Raw genomic sequence first — 17987 nt, 5'->3', positions numbered from 1 at the left:
TACAAGATGATTAATTTTAGAGAACTTTTGCTCATGAAACCTTTCACAGTTTACAAAATACGCCCCGTGTACGAGCCTTTTGCTATGGCAGCTTACAGCGCCACGTACGAGATCGGAACACTCGATGCTGATGGAATAGTTAGAAGGACGCCACTGTTGATCGTTGAAGAATGGGCAAGGGAGAATGGGATTTCTTCGGGTATTCTACCGCATATGAACGTTATAGCCTGTGCTATATACCTCGGAGCAAAACCTGAAGAAATGTTGCTGGATTTTTCTAAACGCGTTGTAATATTGAATGGGAAAGAGGTGCCTTTTGATAATTCTGGATACATGCACCTTTGGTATTACGGTAAGTCTTCAAATATTTTCAAGGAAATCCCGTTCTATGATGTAATAACTGGAAGATTCGAAAGAGGAACGTTCAAAGACAAAGTCGTGTTGGTAGGTTACACTGCAACCGCTAAAGGACTTTATGATTTGAGGATAACACCGTTTTCCAACGAGGAAGCAGGTGTTTTTGTCCATGCAACGGCTATTGAAAATATACTGAGGAGTGATTTTCTAAAACTACCTACACCTTTTTACAATAGTCTATTGGTAATTGCTTTGATGACTTTGCTCGGAGTTCTATCGAACTTCAAAAGGAAACTTATTAATGTCCTAATCCCGTCGATACCTATTCTTTTTGTCGCTATTTCATATGTTCTATTTTTGAACCGTATTTATGTTACTACGTTCTACCCGGTGCTCGGATACATTGTGGTCGGTTCGGTTAAGTTAGTTGGCGATTTTTTGTCGGAAAGTGCTGAGAAAAGGAAGATGAAAGAGTTCCTTTACAGGTACGTTCCAGATAAAGTTGCAGAAGAATTAATAACTACAGGGGAGCTTAAGCTTGGAGGAGAAACGAGAAATGTTGTTGTTTTGTTTTCAGATATAAAGGGATTTACGAGCAGGTCGGAACGTATGAAACCAGAGGAAGTGGTTGCATTTCTCAACATTTATCTGACAAGAATGAGCGAGATTATCCGATACAAGTACGACGGGACAATCGATAAATTTATAGGGGATGCGATAATGGCTATCTTTGGGGCTCCGATTTCTTACGAAAATGATATTGAACGCGCACTCTCTTGTGCACTTGATATGAGAAATGCTTTGAAAGAGCTGAACAAAGAATACGGATTCAGCCTTGATAGTGGAATCGGCATACATTATGGACCAGCAATTGTTGGGAATATTGGAGCACCTTTTAGGATGGACTACACGTGCATCGGAGATACAGTAAACACAGCTTCAAGAATCGAACACCTCACACGAGAAGTCGATGCTGAGGTTATAGTATCAGAGGAAATTGTACGGCGTACGGATAGATTTTTATTTGAATATCTCGGTGAGTTTGCTGTTAAAGGGAAAAGTGAAAAGCTGAAATTGTACAAGTTGATCGGTAAAAAGGTAGAGGAAAATGTTAAAGATGGGGGGAAACAAGTTGAGGAACTTCGATGATTTAACAGTTGAGCTTAACAATACGAAGTATATCCTGAGAAAAAATGGAACTTTTGAAATTTTCGGTAGTCTTCCTACGCAAGATGATGTATACGAATTGGCGATGAACTATGGACTTCCAATAAATGAAAGATTATTCGATATGACATACGAATTGCTGAAAATAGAGAATCTCGGTGATGTGAAAGAGATAGTGGAAAATTTTTTTAAAGCAAAACTTGGCAAGGACGTTATCGTGACATACTCGGAGAATCCTTCGCAACTAACTATTCAAAATGATCTTTTAGTTATGCCTATCTTGAGTAAGAATTCCGGTAATTTAGGAACGATAATCTTGCAAGGCAAGTTCACGCTCGATGAAGTACTAGGTCTTTTAGCATTCTATGATTCTCTTGTTTCGATTATTGAGGGAATGATAATCAATTACAGATTGGAACAATTATTGAAAAGCGCACTAGATACTCTGTTTGTTGCTTTGAATAAACGTGTACGATTAAGTGAGAAAGACTTAGCTAAGATGGAAAATATCGCCCTCAAGATAGCAAAACTCGAAGGTCTAAGCCAAGACGAAGTTCGTCTTGCACTGAAGATAGCCAACGTTGGATTTGTCGGGTTGAAGGATGAGCTTTTTGAGAAAATTCTATCAGGGAATTTCACTGAACAAGAATACGTAGAATATCTAAAGCATGTAGACTTAGGCTACGAAATTCTCAGAGAGATGGACGTTCCAATGTTCGTACTTGAAGCTTGTTTGTATCACCACGAGTACATCGACGGAACCGGAATAAAGGGACTGAGAGGTGAAGAAATCCCAAAGTTCGCGCTGGCTGTTGGTTTCGCCGAGCACATAGTTATATTGAAATGGGGGCGTTCAAAGTTGCAGGGTAAGTACCCAGAAAACTACATAGCGTTAATATTTAGTGGGAGTGACGCGCCGTGAGTTTACGTGACATCTTTCCCTATCTGTTCTTGGGTCACCTTTTCGGAGATTACGTGCTGCAAACAAGTTACATTGCAGCTCACAAATCGAAGAGTTTAAAAGTGCTGGGCTTTCATATCTTTCTAGTCTTTGCTTCTCAACTTATGTTCATTGTAGGGAAGAACTTCAGCATTCAAGTTCTTGGTCTTATATGTCTCTTAACTGTTCTCCATTTTCTGATAGACTTTCTGAAGTTCTCCTGCAAAAATAAGTTTTGCACTACTTGGTATTATTATTTGATTGATCAATCTTTTCACATGCTGTCTTTAGTCTTCGTCGGTTCACTTATGACACCAGTTGAGCCGTACCTTCCAAGAACGGTAGCAGTTGTTTTATCGGTAATGATATTCAACGGTTATTTTGTAAGCATCCTCGTGCATCTTCTGACATCGAACGGAATGTACAAAAGGGACTACATCGGATATGTGTTACGAATGGCAGCACCCGCAATATACATAATTAATCCTTTTTTGCTTGTTATCTATGCGGTGTTCTGTCTTATTCCAGTGGTGAAAATCAAAAGGAGAGGGTCAATGTTTAATGTTCTGAATTACATTTTAACAATTTTTTCTACGATAATACTTATGGGGGTGATGTTATGACTAAAGAGTACAAAGTTCTTACGGTGGCAATTCTAGGAATTCTGGCAATCCTCACCGTCTCGGCGTTAGCTGACATCAAAGTGACCGTGGAAAACAACATCGTTGTTGTTGGTGGAAAGCTGCCAATCACCGTGGAGGTGACTGGCAACGACGGTAAACCTGCGCAGTTCAATTTAAAAGCAAAATTGAACCTGGGCGGGTTTGACAAACCGGATGTACTAACTAAAGGATTGAGTGGAAGTGGGAAGCTCGTGTTGAACTATTTAGCTCCAAAGAAGTCAGCCGATGTCAAAATCACATTCACAGCGGAAACTTCGGACAAAGGTGTGTTCACTCAAGAAGTTTCCATTAGAGTAGTGGAGAAAGATGAGGCAGAGTTCAATGAACAACTCAAAGCACTCATAGATTCTTTCAGAGGGAGCGTCGCAATTAAGAAGTTCAACAAGAAGGCCTGGGAATCGATAACAAAAGACACCGTAATCCAAGAAGGCGACGAGGTTCTAACACTGGAAAAGTCCTACGTCGTTGTCAAATTTCCCGATGGTTCGATGACAAAGATCACCGAGAACACGCAAGTGCTTTTTGAAAAGCTCAGGAAGTCGAAAGAAGGAAAGATTCTCGTGTCAATAGTTATTCAAAAGGGCGGAACGTACAACATTGTTCAGAAGATGATGGCAGGTTCTTCATTTGAAGTTAAGACAGGCAGTGTTACAGCAGGTGTTAGGGGAACTGAATTTGGTGTTGAAAATATCGATGATAAGCCGGTTATAAAGGTATGGAGCGGAGAGGTCTTCGCATTCTTTGGAGATGATTTCGTCGTTCCAGTCTTTGCAGGGCAAACGCTTGTTTATCAACTTGGAACCGAACTTGTACAAGACATTTCTCAGCTATTTGATACTACTACACTCGAACCTCTAAAAGAAGCAATGCCGGAGATTGAAAAGATATTTGAACAACCTATCGAAGAACAAGTGGAACCATCAACAACCGAAAAAACTCAGCAACCTCAACCTCAACCACAGCCACAACCTCAACCAAAAGCATACATACCACCGCTCAGCGTTGAGACAGCTGTTAAAAACAACCAAAAATACATCGTCTACAGCATTTCTCCAGAATTTTCGATAGGCCCTGTTACATTAGGAATAGGTTTGACCGCTTACGCAACGGAAGTTGGAGGAACACTGTACTTTGGTATTCCATCGGAGAATCCAAGTACGAACATTATTAATATGATAACAATAAACCACGTGGCACTGAACCTTGGGAATTTCTACTTGAGGTACGGAAATATGCCTCCGATTTCCTTAGGTATGGGCTTTTCGGTGAGAGATTACTTCAAACCGTACGCTAAGTCTTTTGATACAAAGGTAATCTTTGGTAGCTTCGGTTTGTATCTGCACATCCCTTACGAACTCTCAAAGTTGTGGTTGCCGGAAATCGTCCAGTCTGATTCTGTCTTTGCAGGGGAAATAGAAATAAAAGGGGCAATTGCCGGTATGGATTTGGGGGCTGCGGTGCTCTATGACACCGATGTAAGCACAAAAAATACGCTAGAAACAACAGATGACACTCCAATCAATTTGTCGCTGTCAGCGTTCTTGAGGTATCCTATACTAAGCAATTTGTACTTTGGATTTGAGGTTGGTTCACAGTGGTTATCGGATATGTCCCAGTTTGGAATCGGAGCATTTGCAGGGTTGAGCGGTAAGATAGGGTTCGTGGATGTCATCGGTGGAGGATACGCTACTATGAACGGTTTTAGACCGTTCCACTTCGGAAGGGTTTATACCGTCCAAAAATCGAAGAATGAACTGCAGACTCTGGGTAATAATGAAACATCCTTTGGATTTTTGGCAGGTTTAAGTTTCTACCACGACATCGCTATCGGCAGATTTTACATATACGGTGACTTTAGTGGTGATATGGATGCACTCGGCGAGTTTAGGATAACAATACCACAGATAGGTGCTGTAGCAGGATTGTTTATTTACGGCTATTACTTTGACCAAACACCATTCGTTAGCGGTGAATTTTTCGATAGCGATACGATAGCATTCTTGAGAATCACTTATCCTATAATGGAACGCAATCTGGTCGCAGGTATCGTGTATAACTGGGACGGTACAAAGTGGGTGCAGAGTGTTTACATAGGCAGCGAGATAAGTTGGTAAAGGTTCGATAATTTGATGAATAGCTACACATTCGTCAAAAGAGGAGGAAAGACATGAGGGTAGTTGAAGCCCCTACTTGGTTGTGTGGGTATAGATACAACGGGGTATTGGTTGGAAGGATGTCTAAGAACAAGGTCAACTACAAAAACATCGAATTTTATGTCCTCGGTGATTATTCTTACAGCTTCTTAAAAAAACTTGCAGATATGGTGCAGCAAGGAGTTCGAATTAACCCCGCAGATTTCAGAGACCAAGTTGTTTACATTGCTGCCAAACTCAATAGCAACCTGAGGTTAAACGAACTCTTAAAAGATATCCAACAGGAGATATGTACGATAGTAAATGCACAAGCCGCATCTATCCTTATGTACGAATCGGATCATTTGCGTTTCCTCGTGACTGTAGGAAAAGCAAGCGGTAAGATCGAAAGTATCCCCGTACCAATGGAATCGATCGCTGGTAAGATTTTTCTTGAAGGTAGAGCACTTGTTTTTAACGATTTAGAGACAAACCCCGTTCATTTCAAGGGTGTTGATAAAGCGGCGAAGTTTAAAACGGAGAATATAGTTGGTTCACCGATATGGGTGGAGGATCAAAAAATCGGGGTTATTGAGGTGTTGAATAAAGATGGAGGTTTTACTCAGGAAGATGCTGAAATCGTAGAACTTTTTGCAAAACTAATTGGCCGTAAGCTTTTGAGTACTTGGAGGTACGAGAAGTTTTCAGAATCATTTAAAAAGATACTTTTGGCAATTGCAACGGCTATTGATAAGCGAGATAATTACACGCACCAACATTCAAAAAACGTGGCAAGGATATCTGTGGAGATTGGCAGAAGGATGGGACTGAATCAACAAGAGTTGGAAAAGCTTGAATTCTCAGCGATATTACACGATGTCGGGAAGATAGGTATTCCCGACAGTATCTTACTGAAACCTGGAAAGCTCACTGATGAAGAGTACAGGATAATTAAGAACCACACTGTTTACGGTGCAGAGATTTTGTCCCAAGTGAAGTACGTCGACCAAGCAATACTCAGCGGTGCGCTTGAGCATCATGAACGCCTTGATGGAAGTGGTTATCCCAATGGGAAGAAGGGAGAAGAGATTTCTCTGTTCGGCAGGATCATAGGCATAGCCGATGTCTACGATGCACTCTCTTCAAAAAGAACGTACAAAGAAGCCTGGGACTACAGTGAAGTTCTCAAGATTATCGAATCCGATGTGGAAAAAGGAAAATTCTCAATGGATATATTTGAAAAACTAATAGAAACAGTTAAAGAACTCAGCGAAAACTAAATCGTGGCAAAAAAAATAAAAGTCGGGGCTTGGCCCCGACTTTTGATTGCGTATGTGCAATTATTTGTTGACTCTTGTCTTGAGAACCTTTCCAGGTCTGAATTTCGGAACTTTTCTTGCAGGAATCTTAATCTTCGCTTTCGTCCTTGGGTTCACACCTGTTCTGCCTTCCATCTTCTTAACTTCGAATGTACCAAAGTCAACAAGCTGAACTTTTTCGCCCTTCTCGAGTGTTGCTGCAATCGTTTCAAAGAGTGTGTCGATAACAAGTTTCACATCTTTTTTCTTGAGCTGTGTCTTTTCTGCTACCGCGTTGACAAGTTCTTTCTTGTTCATAAATCCCCCTCCTTCTCATGATGGTGTGGAAATCAAGTATATAATAGCACTTTCGATGGATAAAAATCAAGATGCCGATGAATAGTAATTCTAGCTAAATTATACCACAAAAGACGTGAAAAAATCAAGTATTTTGCCACTAAAGTTATTTTTTCAGAAATAACAGGATTTAGAACTTAATTACTGAACTCATCTAATACCTATAATTCAAGCAATTCAAAAACCCATTCAACCTGTTTATATTTTATCACAACTTCATGCAAGTATGTCAACAGTTTTTTGTTTCCGCACTTTCTTGTTTGACTAAAATATTTGGAGCATCAGTGCTTGATAGTTACGATTTTATCCTTCAATAACCTTTACAATCACTTCACGTGTTCTCGGGCCGTCAAACTCGCACAAAAATACCCCTTGCCATGTTCCAAGTAAAAGATTTCCATTATTAACAATTATTGTCACACTACTTCCTACAATCGAAGCTTTGATATGCGCATCTGAATTGCCTTCAAGATGACGGTAACCTGCGTTTGCCGGGACTATTTTTGCAAGCTGGTTGATGATGTCTTCTACAACCGAAGGATCCGCATGTTCGTTTATTGTCACTCCGCAAGTTGTGTGTGGCACGTATACAACAACGATTCCGTCTTTAACACCGCTTTCTTTCACAATTTTCCTGACCTCGTTAGTTATGTCAACAAGCTCAACCCTTCGTGTAGTACGAACTGAGAACTCTTGAAGCACGCTATCACCACCAAGGTTTCGTCAGTTCTACTCACTTTTTTCGTACGGTACACCATCTGCTGCAGGTGGTCTGGATTTACCAACAAAACCAGCAACAACAATTATGGTCAGAACAAACGGTATAGTATCAAACAATGATTTAACATTAGATGCAACTGTAATTTCCTGCAAGCTTTGGAGCTGGTTGGAGAATGCACCAAACAACCCGAAGAACAAACTGGCAAGCATTGCACCAACTGGGTTCCACTTTCCAATAATCATCGCCGCAAGTCCTATGAACCCTCTACCACCGGACATGAGTTCCTTGAATTGACCGATTTCGCCAACACTCAGATAAGCACCTGCAAGAGAAGCGAACACACCACTCATTATGACTCCGAAGTATCTTATCGCATAAACGTTGACTCCAAGAGTATCGGCAGCTTCAGGATTTTCACCAACTGAGCGCATCCTCAGACCCAGTTTTGTCTTGTATATCAGCCACCAACCAAATGCAACACAACCAAATGCGATGTACACAAATGGGCTGATTTCGCCTATGACCTGCCCTATGAACGGAATTTTAACAAGACCGGGTATCGTTATTTCATCGACCTTCCCAACAAAATCCGTCTGCCCTGGCTGTCCAAAGATGGGTTCCATCAAAAATCCAGTTAAACCTTGAGAAAGTAGTATTATTGCCGTTCCTAAAACGACCTGGTTTCCTGCCCATTTTATGCTACCCCATGCGTGCAAGAGTGCAAGTAGCATACCACTAACGATAGCCATTAACACCCCGAACCATACGTTCCCAGTGAGATAGGTAAACACAACCGATGTGAACGCTCCCATCAGGATAATACCTTCGAGTGCGATGTTAACAACTCCCGTGATTTCACTAAAAACTCCGCCAAGTGATGCAAAGATCAAAGGTGTTGCAGCAGTAAGAGCTATTTTGTAGAACTGCGGGTTTATAAAGATAGAAAGTATCGCTGCCAGAACTCTCATGCTTTCACCTCCACCAACTTAGATGCACGCGACTTCAGTCGTGTGAGATATAGAATAGTTTGTTTTTGTCTTGCTATATTGCCAACCATCGGCTGTTTGAATCAGCTTGCAGTACTTATATCTTATTCCCTGACATACCCTTTTGCCATTTTTATCCTTAATGTCGAAAAATCCGCTTCCTCTCACTGCTACCATACCCATCCAGATACCAGCGTACTTTCCTCGTGGTACAATAGCTTTAACTATATCTCCAGTTTGAAAACCAAAGTGTTTCTTACATCTTTGCCTATGCCCACGTGGGAAACCAAACTTATCTGTATTACACATCTGCCTTGTTCCACGACCAACTGCACACCAGATTTGCACATAGCTTTGTGTTATACGTATCTCACTTGACGTGCTCTCACCAACACAGCAAGCATCAAAGTAGTGCTCTTTTGGAAACCCCAGACGAATGCGATTTGCCTTTGTTAGCGCTCCTGTTCCGTATTCAACTGGTATTCCAAAACTGCTTAATGATTTGCTCAGATATGAGCGTATCGAGTTCATGAATGCTGCTTGCTTGTATGTTTGTCTTGCCCGCTCTTCAATATGTGGGCATCCAAACTCAGCAGCTGTTTTGTTGCTCTTCTTTTGGTTACACTCGTGGCAAGCAAGTGTTAGGTTTGATACTCTATCTGTGCCACCTCTTGACCTTGGTACGATGTGGTCGATTTCCAGTGGTACATCGCTTCTACCACAGTATGCACATCTTCGTCCCCACTTTTCCAAAAGATATTCCCTTACCTCGTAACCAAAAAGTGTGCCTCGTTGGTATTCAATACCAGAAATCTCTGGATTTTGCAACTTTTGAGTATCAAACTTTGCATCTTCGATGGATATCGCACTTATTGGCAACAGCTTTGTCAGTTTCCTTACCGCATTTATAAGCTGGTCAGCTCTTGCATTGAACGATGGTGGTAGCCACCCTTCAGGCCGTCTTCGATTTAGAAACCTCGGCTTTCGATATCTAGTCTTTCTGTTTCTTCTGCTTCGACGAACAGCACGTCTGGCATCAAGCTTTTGCTTTATGTCTGTCTTGTGGTGTATCTCGCAAAGAAAAACTGTTTCTGCTACATCGCCGTCTTCTCGCAAAACTGAAAGACCAGTAACCTTCGCTCCTTGGTCGAGTTTTAATCTTAAAGGTTGTAACTCGCTTTGCTGTACTGTTCTGTCTTTTAGACGTATAGTGAACGGATGCATTTTGTGAACCACTGCCCTGCCACGACTTAGTAACAATCTTGCGCGCTTTTCTGAACAGGGCATCAGAGGCTTTTTGTTTTTGTCTAACACAAACACCATGCGTCTCACTCCATGAAAATGCCCTTACGGGCCTTGTGACGTGCTAAAGCGGACTCACTTTAGCACTCTCCTCGCCAATGTTGGTAGCCGGCGCGTGTGCTGGTCCGTTTCGCCCACACCCCAAAGGTTGTCTGCAACCAGCACTTCCAGGGTCCGGGACTGGAGAAGCATCCCGGAGTGGGTCTTGAGCCTACTACCAACGTAGCACCTTCGTCCCCTTGTCCTTCGGGTCCAGTGCTCAGGCTGGTCAACTAAGGCTTTTACTAGCCCTCGACTTCAGTCGGAGGTAGTTGACCTTCTTTCTTGCATAAATGGCCTTAACTATTCTATCTGCTGCAACCAAGAATATCACGATGCCTTGCACGATGATAACGATGTATTTCGAAACACCCATAAATTGCATCTCGTTGCTTCCCGTTCTAAGCGCACCGATTAGAAGCGCTGCAAAGATAATACCTATTGGATTGTTTTGTCCTATCAACGCGATACTGATACCATCAAAACCTTTACCACCGGAAAGCTCGCCCAAGAATCTGTGGTGAACTCCCATTAATTCAGTAACACCGGCAAGTCCAGCGAGTGCACCGCTTATCGCCATAGCAAGTACAACGTTTTTCGCAACACTAATTCCGCCGTACTCGGCAGCGTAGGGATTAAAACCAACCGCTTTGATTTCATAACCCGTTGTTGTTTTGTTTAGAAACACGTACATGAACACAGCAGCAGCTATGGAAATAAGTATTCCAGCACTAAGTTCCATTGCACCAACTCTCATAAGAACTGGCAATTGAGCAGACTGAGCAATTTCAGGGCTTTTCGGTGTGCCTGAACCAGTTGCAAGTGGCCCAGTTACCATGAACGAAGCCAAGTATGTTGAAATCCAGTTCAACATAATTGTTGTGACAACCTCGTGAGCACCTGTTTTTGCTTTCAAATACCCTGCTATAGCAGCCCAACCGGCACCGGCACCCATACCTATTAAAATTGTGAGAGGAATTGCAACAGCAGGAGGTAGACCTCCGAAATTGCTTGCAAATGTCGCAGCCATCAAAGCACCCATCGCCATCTGACCTTCAGCACCTATATTGAACACACCCGCCCTAAAGCCAAAACCAACAGCCAAACCTGTCAAAATCAAAGGTGTGGTCTTTATTAATGTATCAATTATCGCCTGTTTGTTTCCAAAAGCGCCGTGCAAAAGTACGCCATAAGCCTTTATCGGATTCTTGCCTATAGCAAGAATAATGAACCCAGAAATTAACAAAGCGATTAAGACAGCGATAACGGGAACGGCAATGCTCTCCAGTGCTTTTTTCATTTCAAGCTTCTTCATTTCTTACCACCTCGAACTTCTTCAAATCTCTTACCGGCCATCATTAGGCCTACTTCTTCAACAGTTGTTTCTTCTGGTTTTACTTCACCCATGATTTGCCCTTCGTACATCACCAATATCCTATCGCTCAGTGAGAATATCTCCTCTAATTCCATTGATATCAAAAGAATCCCTACGTCATGTTCTCTCATTTTCAAAATTTGCCTGTGGATGAATTCGATCGCTCCAACGTCGAGTCCCCTTGTAGGTTGTGCTACAACCATAAACTTCGGTCCCGCTTTTATTTCCCTTCCAACAACCAATTTTTGCTGATTACCACCGGAGAAGTTACCACCAAGGTGCTCTATTATCCTTGGTCTTACATCGAACTCTTCCATCAGTTCGGCTGTGTATCTTTTTATCTCTTGATGGTTCAAGAAGGCGCCAGCTGCAAATGGATGTTTGTAATGTCTGCCGAGGATCACATTGTAATAGGCTGGGAATTGCTTAATTAGAGCATGTTTCAGCCTATCTTCCGCTATGTGAGTCATTCCCATCTCCCTAAGGGTTCTGGGATGCTTGTTCGTCACGTCTACTCCTTCGAATATCACTTGTCCTTTTTCAGCCCTTCTTAGTCCAGTTATAGCTTCAACCAGTTCCGTCTGTCCATTACCTGCAACACCAGCAATACCTACAATTTCACCTTTTCTTACCTTAAACGAAACTCCTCTGACCGCATCAAGGTGCCTATTATCCTTTACCCAAAGGTCTTTGACTTCAAATACCACTTCCTTAGGTGTATGCGGTGCCTTGTCGAGCTTCAAAACGACATCCCTACCAACCATCGCACGTGCTATCTCACGTTCGTTCGTTTCCTTTGTAATAAGTTCAGCCGTTACCCTTCCACCACGCATCACTGTTATTCTGTCGCTGATTTCCATAACTTCGTTGAGTTTGTGCGAAATGAATAGTATCGTTTTTCCACTCTTTTGCAAGTTCCTCATGATCTCAAAGAGTTCCTCAACTTCTTGGGGAGTTAAAACGGCTGTAGGTTCGTCGAGGATGATTATATTCGCACCTCTGTAAAGTGTTTTTATTATCTCGACACGCTGTTGCATACCAACTGGAATGTCTTCAATCTTTGCATCAACATCGACGTACAGACCGTACTTTTCAGACAGCTCCTTAACTTCTTGTCTTGCCCTTTTCAAGTCAAAATTAACACCCTTCACAGGTTCGTTTCCAAGTACGACGTTTTCGGCCACAGTCAAGGTATTAACGAGCATGAAATGCTGGTGCACCATTCCGATTCCTGATCTTATCGCATCCCTTGGTCCTGTGAAAACTCTTCGCTCACCGAAGATACGTATCTCACCACTGTCCGGATGATAGAGTCCATAAAGTTGGTTCATCAACGTACTTTTCCCAGCACCGTTCTCTCCAACAATAGCGTGGATTTCGCCTTTCTTAATCCTGACCGTTACCCTGTCGTTTGCGAGCACGCCGGGAAATCTTTTGGTGATCTCTATCATCTCAACAGCGTACTCAGAATGGCTATCTCGACTCTCATGTTTTGGGTCTTTGCTATCCTTCAAATCTTTTCTCAAATCGTCCACTACAAGTCCACCTCCAACACTGGTAAAGTCATATAAACTAAGAACGCCATCTTGATAGACTACACAAGCATGCAACTGCAGATTGTGTCTGTGCTTGTATAGTCTATCAAAACGGGGGCATACCGCCCCCTGAGAAAGATCGTAGAGTTTCACAGTTTCTTCTGTATTATTTTGGAAGTTTCAAACCTTTAACAGTGAATGCCTTGAGTGCATCTTCTGAATCTGGAATAACGATCTTGCCTTCGATGATGAGTTGTTTAAGATATTCGAGTTCTTTGAGAGCATTCGGTGCAAGTTTTTCGACGATTTCTTTTGTATACTTCATTTCAGACATTCTAACACCGTTTTCTTTCAAGCCAAGGTTTTTGACTCCGCCTTTGAACTGTCCTGTGAAGGCCCATTTGACACCGTAGTATCCTGCCATGTCGACACCTTTCATCGCACTTGTAAGCACAACACCAGGTGCCATGTAGTCTTGATCTACGTCAACTCCTATGGCATAGTACATTGGTAGACCGGAAAGTGCACGTTTTTTGATGTTCTCGTATCCTTTACCTGCAAGCTTCTCTGATCTTTCTTTTGCTGCTTCAATGACTCCGTTACCACATGCGCCAGCTGCTGCGAAGATGATATCTACACCCTGTGAGAACTGGGAATTGGCAAGATCTTTACCTTTCTTTGGATCGCTGAATTCGTTGGTGTAACCTCTAATGATTGTTACTTTTTTACCCTTAAGGTCTTCGTATGCTTTTATACCCGCTTCGTAACCGTATCTGAATCTTTCAACTGGAGGAATTGCGATACCACCGACAAATCCAACTTTACCAGTTCTTGTCATGGCTGCTGCGATGTAACCAACAAGAAATGCTGATTCTTGCTCCTTAAACAGGAAGTTGATAACGTTTGGTAATTCTTTATCGAACGCAATGTCGATACCTGCAAAATAGACTGTTGGGAATTGTTGTGCAACTTTCATGAGGGCATCTGTCATCATGAAACCAACTGCAAAGACGATACCACCGTCTTTTTCCTTCATAACTTCCTGAGCAGCTTTTGTCAAGTTTGGAATGTAGTCTGACTGTTCTTGTGACATGATTACCTTTGCTTCAACTTTGAGTTCGTTAGCCGCTCTTTGGATACCTGCCCATGTTCCATCGTTGAACGACTTGTCACCAAGTCCACCTGTGTCGGTCACCATGATGGCTTTGAATGAGAACCCGAGCGTTAAAACTACCGCAAGAAGCACGAAAACAAAGAACCTCTTCATACTCTCTCCCTCCTTCTAAGGATGATGTGGTTTTCTTTCAACCAATAAAATCCAAGCGCAAATGATAACACCAGAGTATAAGGAATTAACCAGCTGATGTAAACGCTAAGTGAAGGAACACCAACCTGTACGAAAACGTTTTGTGTTCTAAACAACGTCAAAACGGACACGGCAAGCGCACCAACAAGTGGAATGAAAGCTTCATACCTTTTAAGAGCTATCAAGAATAGGGAAAGCGATATCAGGATAACAGCTGAGAGCGAATAATAAGCTTTGTACGTTGGTAGTGTTACGTAAGCCTTTTTTGGAGTGGATGAAATCGCTTTCAACAATCTGTCTTTGTGCATTCCTTGGAACTTTGATTCTGCAAATTCAGCAAGTTTATTCCGGAAAGTATCAGAGCCAATGGCAGCAAATTTTCTGAAATCCCTTTCAAACTCAGAGATGATTTTTTCTACTTTCTTTGCCCTTTTCGTTTCGAAATATATAAAGTCGTTCAATTGTTTTGTTAGGTTCTTATCGTTCGTCTTCTTAACCAACTCTTTCACGTACTCTACCCTTTTTTCAAAGGCTTCTGGTGCAACATATTCATCTGACAAGGTGTAGACATCGATTCCTGCATCCGTTAGTACTGCGTTGAACTTCTCAATAGACTCGTTTACTGTCGTGTTGTAATCCTTTAAGCGTCTTTGTACAACACTAAGCGGTTCTTCAAGTACCTCGTTAACCAACGTGCTGTAGAAAGGCGATGAACTGAAAGATTCCGGCATCAGAAGGTCTTTCGTGGCAAATGAAGGCAGGAACAAAGTAACCGCTGTTAAAACGCTGATCAAGAAAAGAACGGGTTGCTTTTTGAATAGGAAGTAGAATATGGAAAATAGCAATGCTATCGCCATAACGATGCCGTAGATCATGCCGTCCGATGTGGATTGCATGTTCATGAACACACCGATGTACACCGTTTCAGAAGCTATTATAAGTGCAAGCGGGATGTTGATGTTCTTGTACACATAGAGCCAAATCAAGACTATACCTGCGTAGATTATCCATCTGATCCAGGCATAATTCCTCTCTTTTGGGGTTATCTCCACAAATTCGGAAGCAATTTCGTCTTTCAACCCGGCAATCAAATTGTACGAGCTTCTAAAGATAGTTCCACGTGTTCTCAAAATGAGCATCTCCGGATCGTAATCTTGTGCGGACTTTTCTGATTCTAATATAATATCACTAAGAGTTTTAACAACTTCCGGTTCTTTCATTATTAAAGTTATCGCAGCTAATTCTTCGCCATTGTACACAGGAACGTACTCGTAATCGCCAAGAATATCCGTCCTTAATTTTCTTAACTCTTCCGGAACGTAAGGAAGGTTGACATCCGCACCAAAAAGGTAGGCTGCCAGGTCTTGCGCATAATTACCGAATGCATCAACCAAGCGCATTTGATACTCATTGAAGAAGGAATTGAATATCGGCGAACCCTTCACAAGTTCTCTACCAAATGAACGATTATTCAATTTCGCTTCCCAATACGAAAGGTACACTGCTCTAGCAAGTCTTTCCTCATCAGAGTTTGCAGTTTCCAGCGGTTTAATCGCTTCCAAATAGTCGCCCGTCTTTTTTGTGGTCTCGGTCTTTTCTGTTGAACCTACCATGTAGATTTTCAAAAACCTGTAGATAGGGAGGTCGTTATTAATGTAGGATAACACAGTCCTGTGAAATTCCGATGTAGGTGAAAGATAACTTCGATAAATCTCTTTGGCTTTCTCCATGTCTAAACCAAAAAGCATGGAAACAAAAAACGAAAGGAAAAAAGCTATGAGTACAAACAAATACGAAGAATTTTGAAGATGTTTAATCTGCCTTGTCACTCGCACTCTCCTTACACCTTCCTTTTCATCAACTTTTTTGTATATTTTGGCTTTGTATTTTCGATGATTGAATTTCAAATGCCGCTCGTTGATTATATTATAACACATCAATGCTTGGCAAATGCAATAGCATAGCAAAAATAAGGGAAATCTTTTGTTTCTGCTCTAAGGCTTTTTTCTTTCTCGGTTTTATACAACTTTTTAGTGAACATAAAAACAAAGTTTTATACAACTTTTTAGTGAACATAAAAACAAACAAGGGGGCTAAGCCCCCTTGTGAAAAACTGTAAGCGTGATTTTTGTTACCCCTACTTGTTACTCTTCAATGCTGATCGCAGCTGTTGGACAGCTGTCAGCAGCATCTTTTGCACATTCAAGGTCAGTCTCTGGTTGCAAAACTTTTGCCTTCATATCGTCTCCAAGTTTGAATACATCTGGACAGAGGTTCTCGCAAACACCGCACCCGATGCATGTTGCTTCGTCTACTCTAACCTTCATGCCTTAGCACCTCCTTTTCAACGTCATTGTTGATTATAACACAAAAGTTTTAATTTTTCAACAACCTCCAAATTCACAGTGCTCTGTTGCTATCGTTATCAAGAATAAGCTTTTCCAACACTTTTTTGAAGTTCTTTTTCAATGCTTCTTAATAACAACGCGAAATCCTTCTCATTTTCCAGTTTTTTCTCTATTGATTTAACAGAATTTATTACCGACGGATGTGTTTTGTTGAAGATTTCGCCAACCTTCCTTGTAGATAGACCATATTTTTTTACCATAAAATACATGCATACTTGCCTCGCTAAGGATGTATTCCGATCTCTTGAACCTGATAAAATGTCATCTTTCGTTGTTTTAAAGGTCTTAGCGATTACATCCACAATATCTCCTTCAGAGCTGGTGGAGGTATCTTCAGTGAGTACATCCCGTAAGATAGACTTCACAATTGAAATATTCAGTTCTCCGTACATGCTCTTGTAAGCTATGAGTTTTATCACTGCCCCCTTTAGAATTCTTATACTTCCTCTAATATGCGCAGCGACATATCGCAATATACCATCATCAATATCGGCTTTTTCGTCGTCGACAACCTTTTTAGCTATTTTGTACATCGCTTCTTGTGATGGCGTTTTTATCTGGGCAACGACTCCCATCTGGAATCTTGAGATAACTCTGTCCTGGAAATCTTTAAGTTCTTTCGGTGAGCGATCGGAACAAACGATGATCTGTTTTCCTGCTTCGTAAAGTGTGTTGAACGTGTGGAAGAGTTCTATCTGAACACCCTTCTTCCCAGCCAAAAACTGAATGTCATCGATCACAAGCACGTCGATCTTCTTTCTGTAGCGTTCCCGAAATTCTTCCATATTACCAGATTTGAGTTTCGTGATGAGTTCATTCATAAAACTTTCACTTGTCAAGTAGGCAAATCTCAGATCTGGGTTTTGGGATAGCAAATAGTTACCGTATGCTTGAACCAAGTGCGTCTTACCCATTCCCGCTTCACTGTAAATAAATATGGGATTGTAGGTACCTGGCTTTTTCGCCGCTTCAAGGAGCAGATTGTAAGCGAACTGGTTGAATTCATCGACAACAAAGTTGTCAAACCTGTACTTGGGGTTCAGAGGGGTTATGAGAACAGGCTTTTTCCTGACCAGGGCAACGTTCTCTGGAACTTCATCTTCGAAGTTTTCGGGGTTGACAATCTGAGCATAAACTATCTCGTAAGTTGCGCCTTGACTTACTGCCTCGGCTATGGCCTTTTTGATAACCTTATCGAATTTTTTCTCGATGTATCCTTTGAGAAAAAGATTACCCACCTCAAATACAACGTGGGTTCCTTCCACACGTTTAACATAGAAGTCTATGAACCAATGTTCCCATTGCTGGCGGCTAACCTTTTCCTTAAGTGCGGACATAATCTTTTCCTTGATATCTACGTTATCCATAAACACACCTCCAT

General features: G+C 41.7%; 15 protein-coding genes. 5 read left to right on the top strand and 10 right to left on the bottom strand.

Annotated features, from left to right (window positions below; translation table 11 throughout):
- Nucleotides 1-6: 6 nt before the first annotated feature.
- From NA23_RS00075 to NA23_RS00055, 5 genes are read left to right on the top strand one after another with little or no spacing between them, the layout of a single operon-like run.
- The gene (locus NA23_RS00075; RefSeq protein ID WP_249477082.1) at nt 7-1506 is read left to right on the top strand and encodes an adenylate/guanylate cyclase domain-containing protein; all 1500 of its coding nucleotides are present in this window, start codon (nt 7-9) and stop codon (nt 1504-1506) included.
- Nucleotides 1490-2446 (top strand): HD-GYP domain-containing protein, encoded by a 957-nt coding sequence (locus tag NA23_RS00070; RefSeq protein ID WP_033191563.1) that lies wholly within the window; start codon nt 1490-1492, stop codon nt 2444-2446. The genes NA23_RS00075 and NA23_RS00070 overlap by 17 nt, the downstream gene beginning before the upstream one ends.
- Nucleotides 2443-3087 carry a DUF3307 domain-containing protein gene (locus NA23_RS00065; protein ID WP_033191564.1) on the top strand — a complete coding sequence of 215 codons (645 nt, stop codon included), beginning with the start codon at nt 2443-2445 and terminating at the stop codon, nt 3085-3087. Before NA23_RS00070 ends, NA23_RS00065 begins: the two co-directional genes overlap by 4 nt.
- Complete coding sequence (locus NA23_RS00060; RefSeq protein ID WP_033191565.1) at nt 3084-5261, top strand: FecR family protein; 2178 nt, start codon at nt 3084-3086, stop codon at nt 5259-5261. The genes NA23_RS00065 and NA23_RS00060 overlap by 4 nt, the downstream gene beginning before the upstream one ends.
- A 53-nt stretch (nt 5262-5314) precedes the next feature.
- Nucleotides 5315-6559, top strand: coding sequence for an HD domain-containing phosphohydrolase (locus NA23_RS00055; protein WP_033191566.1), 1245 nt, complete (start codon nt 5315-5317; stop codon nt 6557-6559).
- A gap of 60 nt (nt 6560-6619) precedes the next feature.
- Here the strand turns inward: NA23_RS00055 and NA23_RS00050 are convergent, their stop codons facing one another.
- The 10 genes from NA23_RS00050 to dnaA all read right to left on the bottom strand — a co-directional run bounded on the left by NA23_RS00050 (nt 6620) and on the right by dnaA (nt 17958).
- Nucleotides 6620-6895 carry an HU family DNA-binding protein gene (locus NA23_RS00050; RefSeq protein WP_033191567.1) on the bottom strand — a complete coding sequence of 92 codons (276 nt, stop codon included), beginning with the start codon at nt 6893-6895 and terminating at the stop codon, nt 6620-6622.
- A 342-nt stretch (nt 6896-7237) separates the two neighbouring features.
- Nucleotides 7238-7636, bottom strand: a complete 399-nt coding sequence (locus tag NA23_RS00045; protein ID WP_033191568.1) for a secondary thiamine-phosphate synthase enzyme YjbQ — start codon at nt 7634-7636, stop codon at nt 7238-7240.
- A 27-nt stretch (nt 7637-7663) separates the two neighbouring features.
- The gene (locus tag NA23_RS00040; protein ID WP_033191569.1) at nt 7664-8623 is read right to left on the bottom strand and encodes an ABC transporter permease; all 960 of its coding nucleotides are present in this window, start codon (nt 8621-8623) and stop codon (nt 7664-7666) included.
- A gap of 18 nt (nt 8624-8641) precedes the next feature.
- A complete protein-coding gene (iscB, locus tag NA23_RS00035; protein ID WP_033191570.1) occupies nt 8642-9964 on the bottom strand; it encodes an RNA-guided endonuclease IscB in 1323 nt (440 codons plus the stop codon).
- 247 nt (nt 9965-10211) lie between these two features.
- A complete protein-coding gene (locus NA23_RS00030) occupies nt 10212-11282 on the bottom strand; it encodes an ABC transporter permease (RefSeq protein ID WP_033192553.1) in 1071 nt (356 codons plus the stop codon).
- 11 nt (nt 11283-11293) lie between these two features.
- Nucleotides 11294-12808: an ABC transporter ATP-binding protein gene (locus NA23_RS00025; RefSeq protein WP_033192554.1), complete on the bottom strand. Its 1515-nt coding sequence runs from the start codon at nt 12806-12808 to the stop codon at nt 11294-11296.
- A gap of 250 nt (nt 12809-13058) precedes the next feature.
- On the bottom strand, nt 13059-14159 hold the full coding sequence (locus tag NA23_RS00020; protein WP_033191571.1) for a BMP family lipoprotein: 1101 nt from the start codon (nt 14157-14159) through the stop codon (nt 13059-13061).
- On the bottom strand, nt 14156-16135 hold the full coding sequence (locus NA23_RS00015; protein WP_249477080.1) for a hypothetical protein: 1980 nt from the start codon (nt 16133-16135) through the stop codon (nt 14156-14158). The genes NA23_RS00020 and NA23_RS00015 overlap by 4 nt, the downstream gene beginning before the upstream one ends.
- Nucleotides 16136-16342: 207 nt before the next feature.
- The gene (locus NA23_RS00010; RefSeq protein WP_033191572.1) at nt 16343-16525 is read right to left on the bottom strand and encodes a ferredoxin; all 183 of its coding nucleotides are present in this window, start codon (nt 16523-16525) and stop codon (nt 16343-16345) included.
- 98 nt (nt 16526-16623) lie between these two features.
- Nucleotides 16624-17958, bottom strand: a complete 1335-nt coding sequence (gene dnaA / locus NA23_RS00005) for a chromosomal replication initiator protein DnaA (protein ID WP_033192556.1) — start codon at nt 17956-17958, stop codon at nt 16624-16626.
- Nucleotides 17959-17987: the final 29 nt, after the last annotated feature.

It is taken from the genome of Fervidobacterium islandicum, assembly GCF_000767275.3.
Classification (GTDB): domain Bacteria; phylum Thermotogota; class Thermotogae; order Thermotogales; family Fervidobacteriaceae; genus Fervidobacterium; species Fervidobacterium islandicum.
The sequence above is the reverse complement of the archived record's forward strand: the minus strand, read 5'-3'. Positions and strand labels throughout refer to the sequence as shown.

Coding starts and splice junctions, on each gene's coding strand:
- NA23_RS00075 (WP_249477082.1), top strand. CDS start 7: ATGATTAATTTTAGAGAACTTTTGCTCATGAAACCTTTCACAGTTTAC.
- NA23_RS00060 (WP_033191565.1), top strand. CDS start 3,084: ATGACTAAAGAGTACAAAGTTCTTACGGTGGCAATTCTAGGAATTCTG.
- NA23_RS00055 (WP_033191566.1), top strand. CDS start 5,315: ATGAGGGTAGTTGAAGCCCCTACTTGGTTGTGTGGGTATAGATACAAC.
- NA23_RS00050 (WP_033191567.1), bottom strand. CDS start 6,895: ATGAACAAGAAAGAACTTGTCAACGCGGTAGCAGAAAAGACACAGCTC.
- NA23_RS00040 (WP_033191569.1), bottom strand. CDS start 8,623: ATGAGAGTTCTGGCAGCGATACTTTCTATCTTTATAAACCCGCAGTTC.
- iscB (WP_033191570.1), bottom strand. CDS start 9,964: ATGGTGTTTGTGTTAGACAAAAACAAAAAGCCTCTGATGCCCTGTTCA.
- NA23_RS00030 (WP_033192553.1), bottom strand. CDS start 11,282: ATGAAAAAAGCACTGGAGAGCATTGCCGTTCCCGTTATCGCTGTCTTA.
- NA23_RS00025 (WP_033192554.1), bottom strand. CDS start 12,808: ATGATAGAGATCACCAAAAGATTTCCCGGCGTGCTCGCAAACGACAGG.
- NA23_RS00020 (WP_033191571.1), bottom strand. CDS start 14,159: ATGAAGAGGTTCTTTGTTTTCGTGCTTCTTGCGGTAGTTTTAACGCTC.
- NA23_RS00015 (WP_249477080.1), bottom strand. CDS start 16,135: ATGTGTTATAATATAATCAACGAGCGGCATTTGAAATTCAATCATCGA.
- NA23_RS00010 (WP_033191572.1), bottom strand. CDS start 16,525: ATGAAGGTTAGAGTAGACGAAGCAACATGCATCGGGTGCGGTGTTTGC.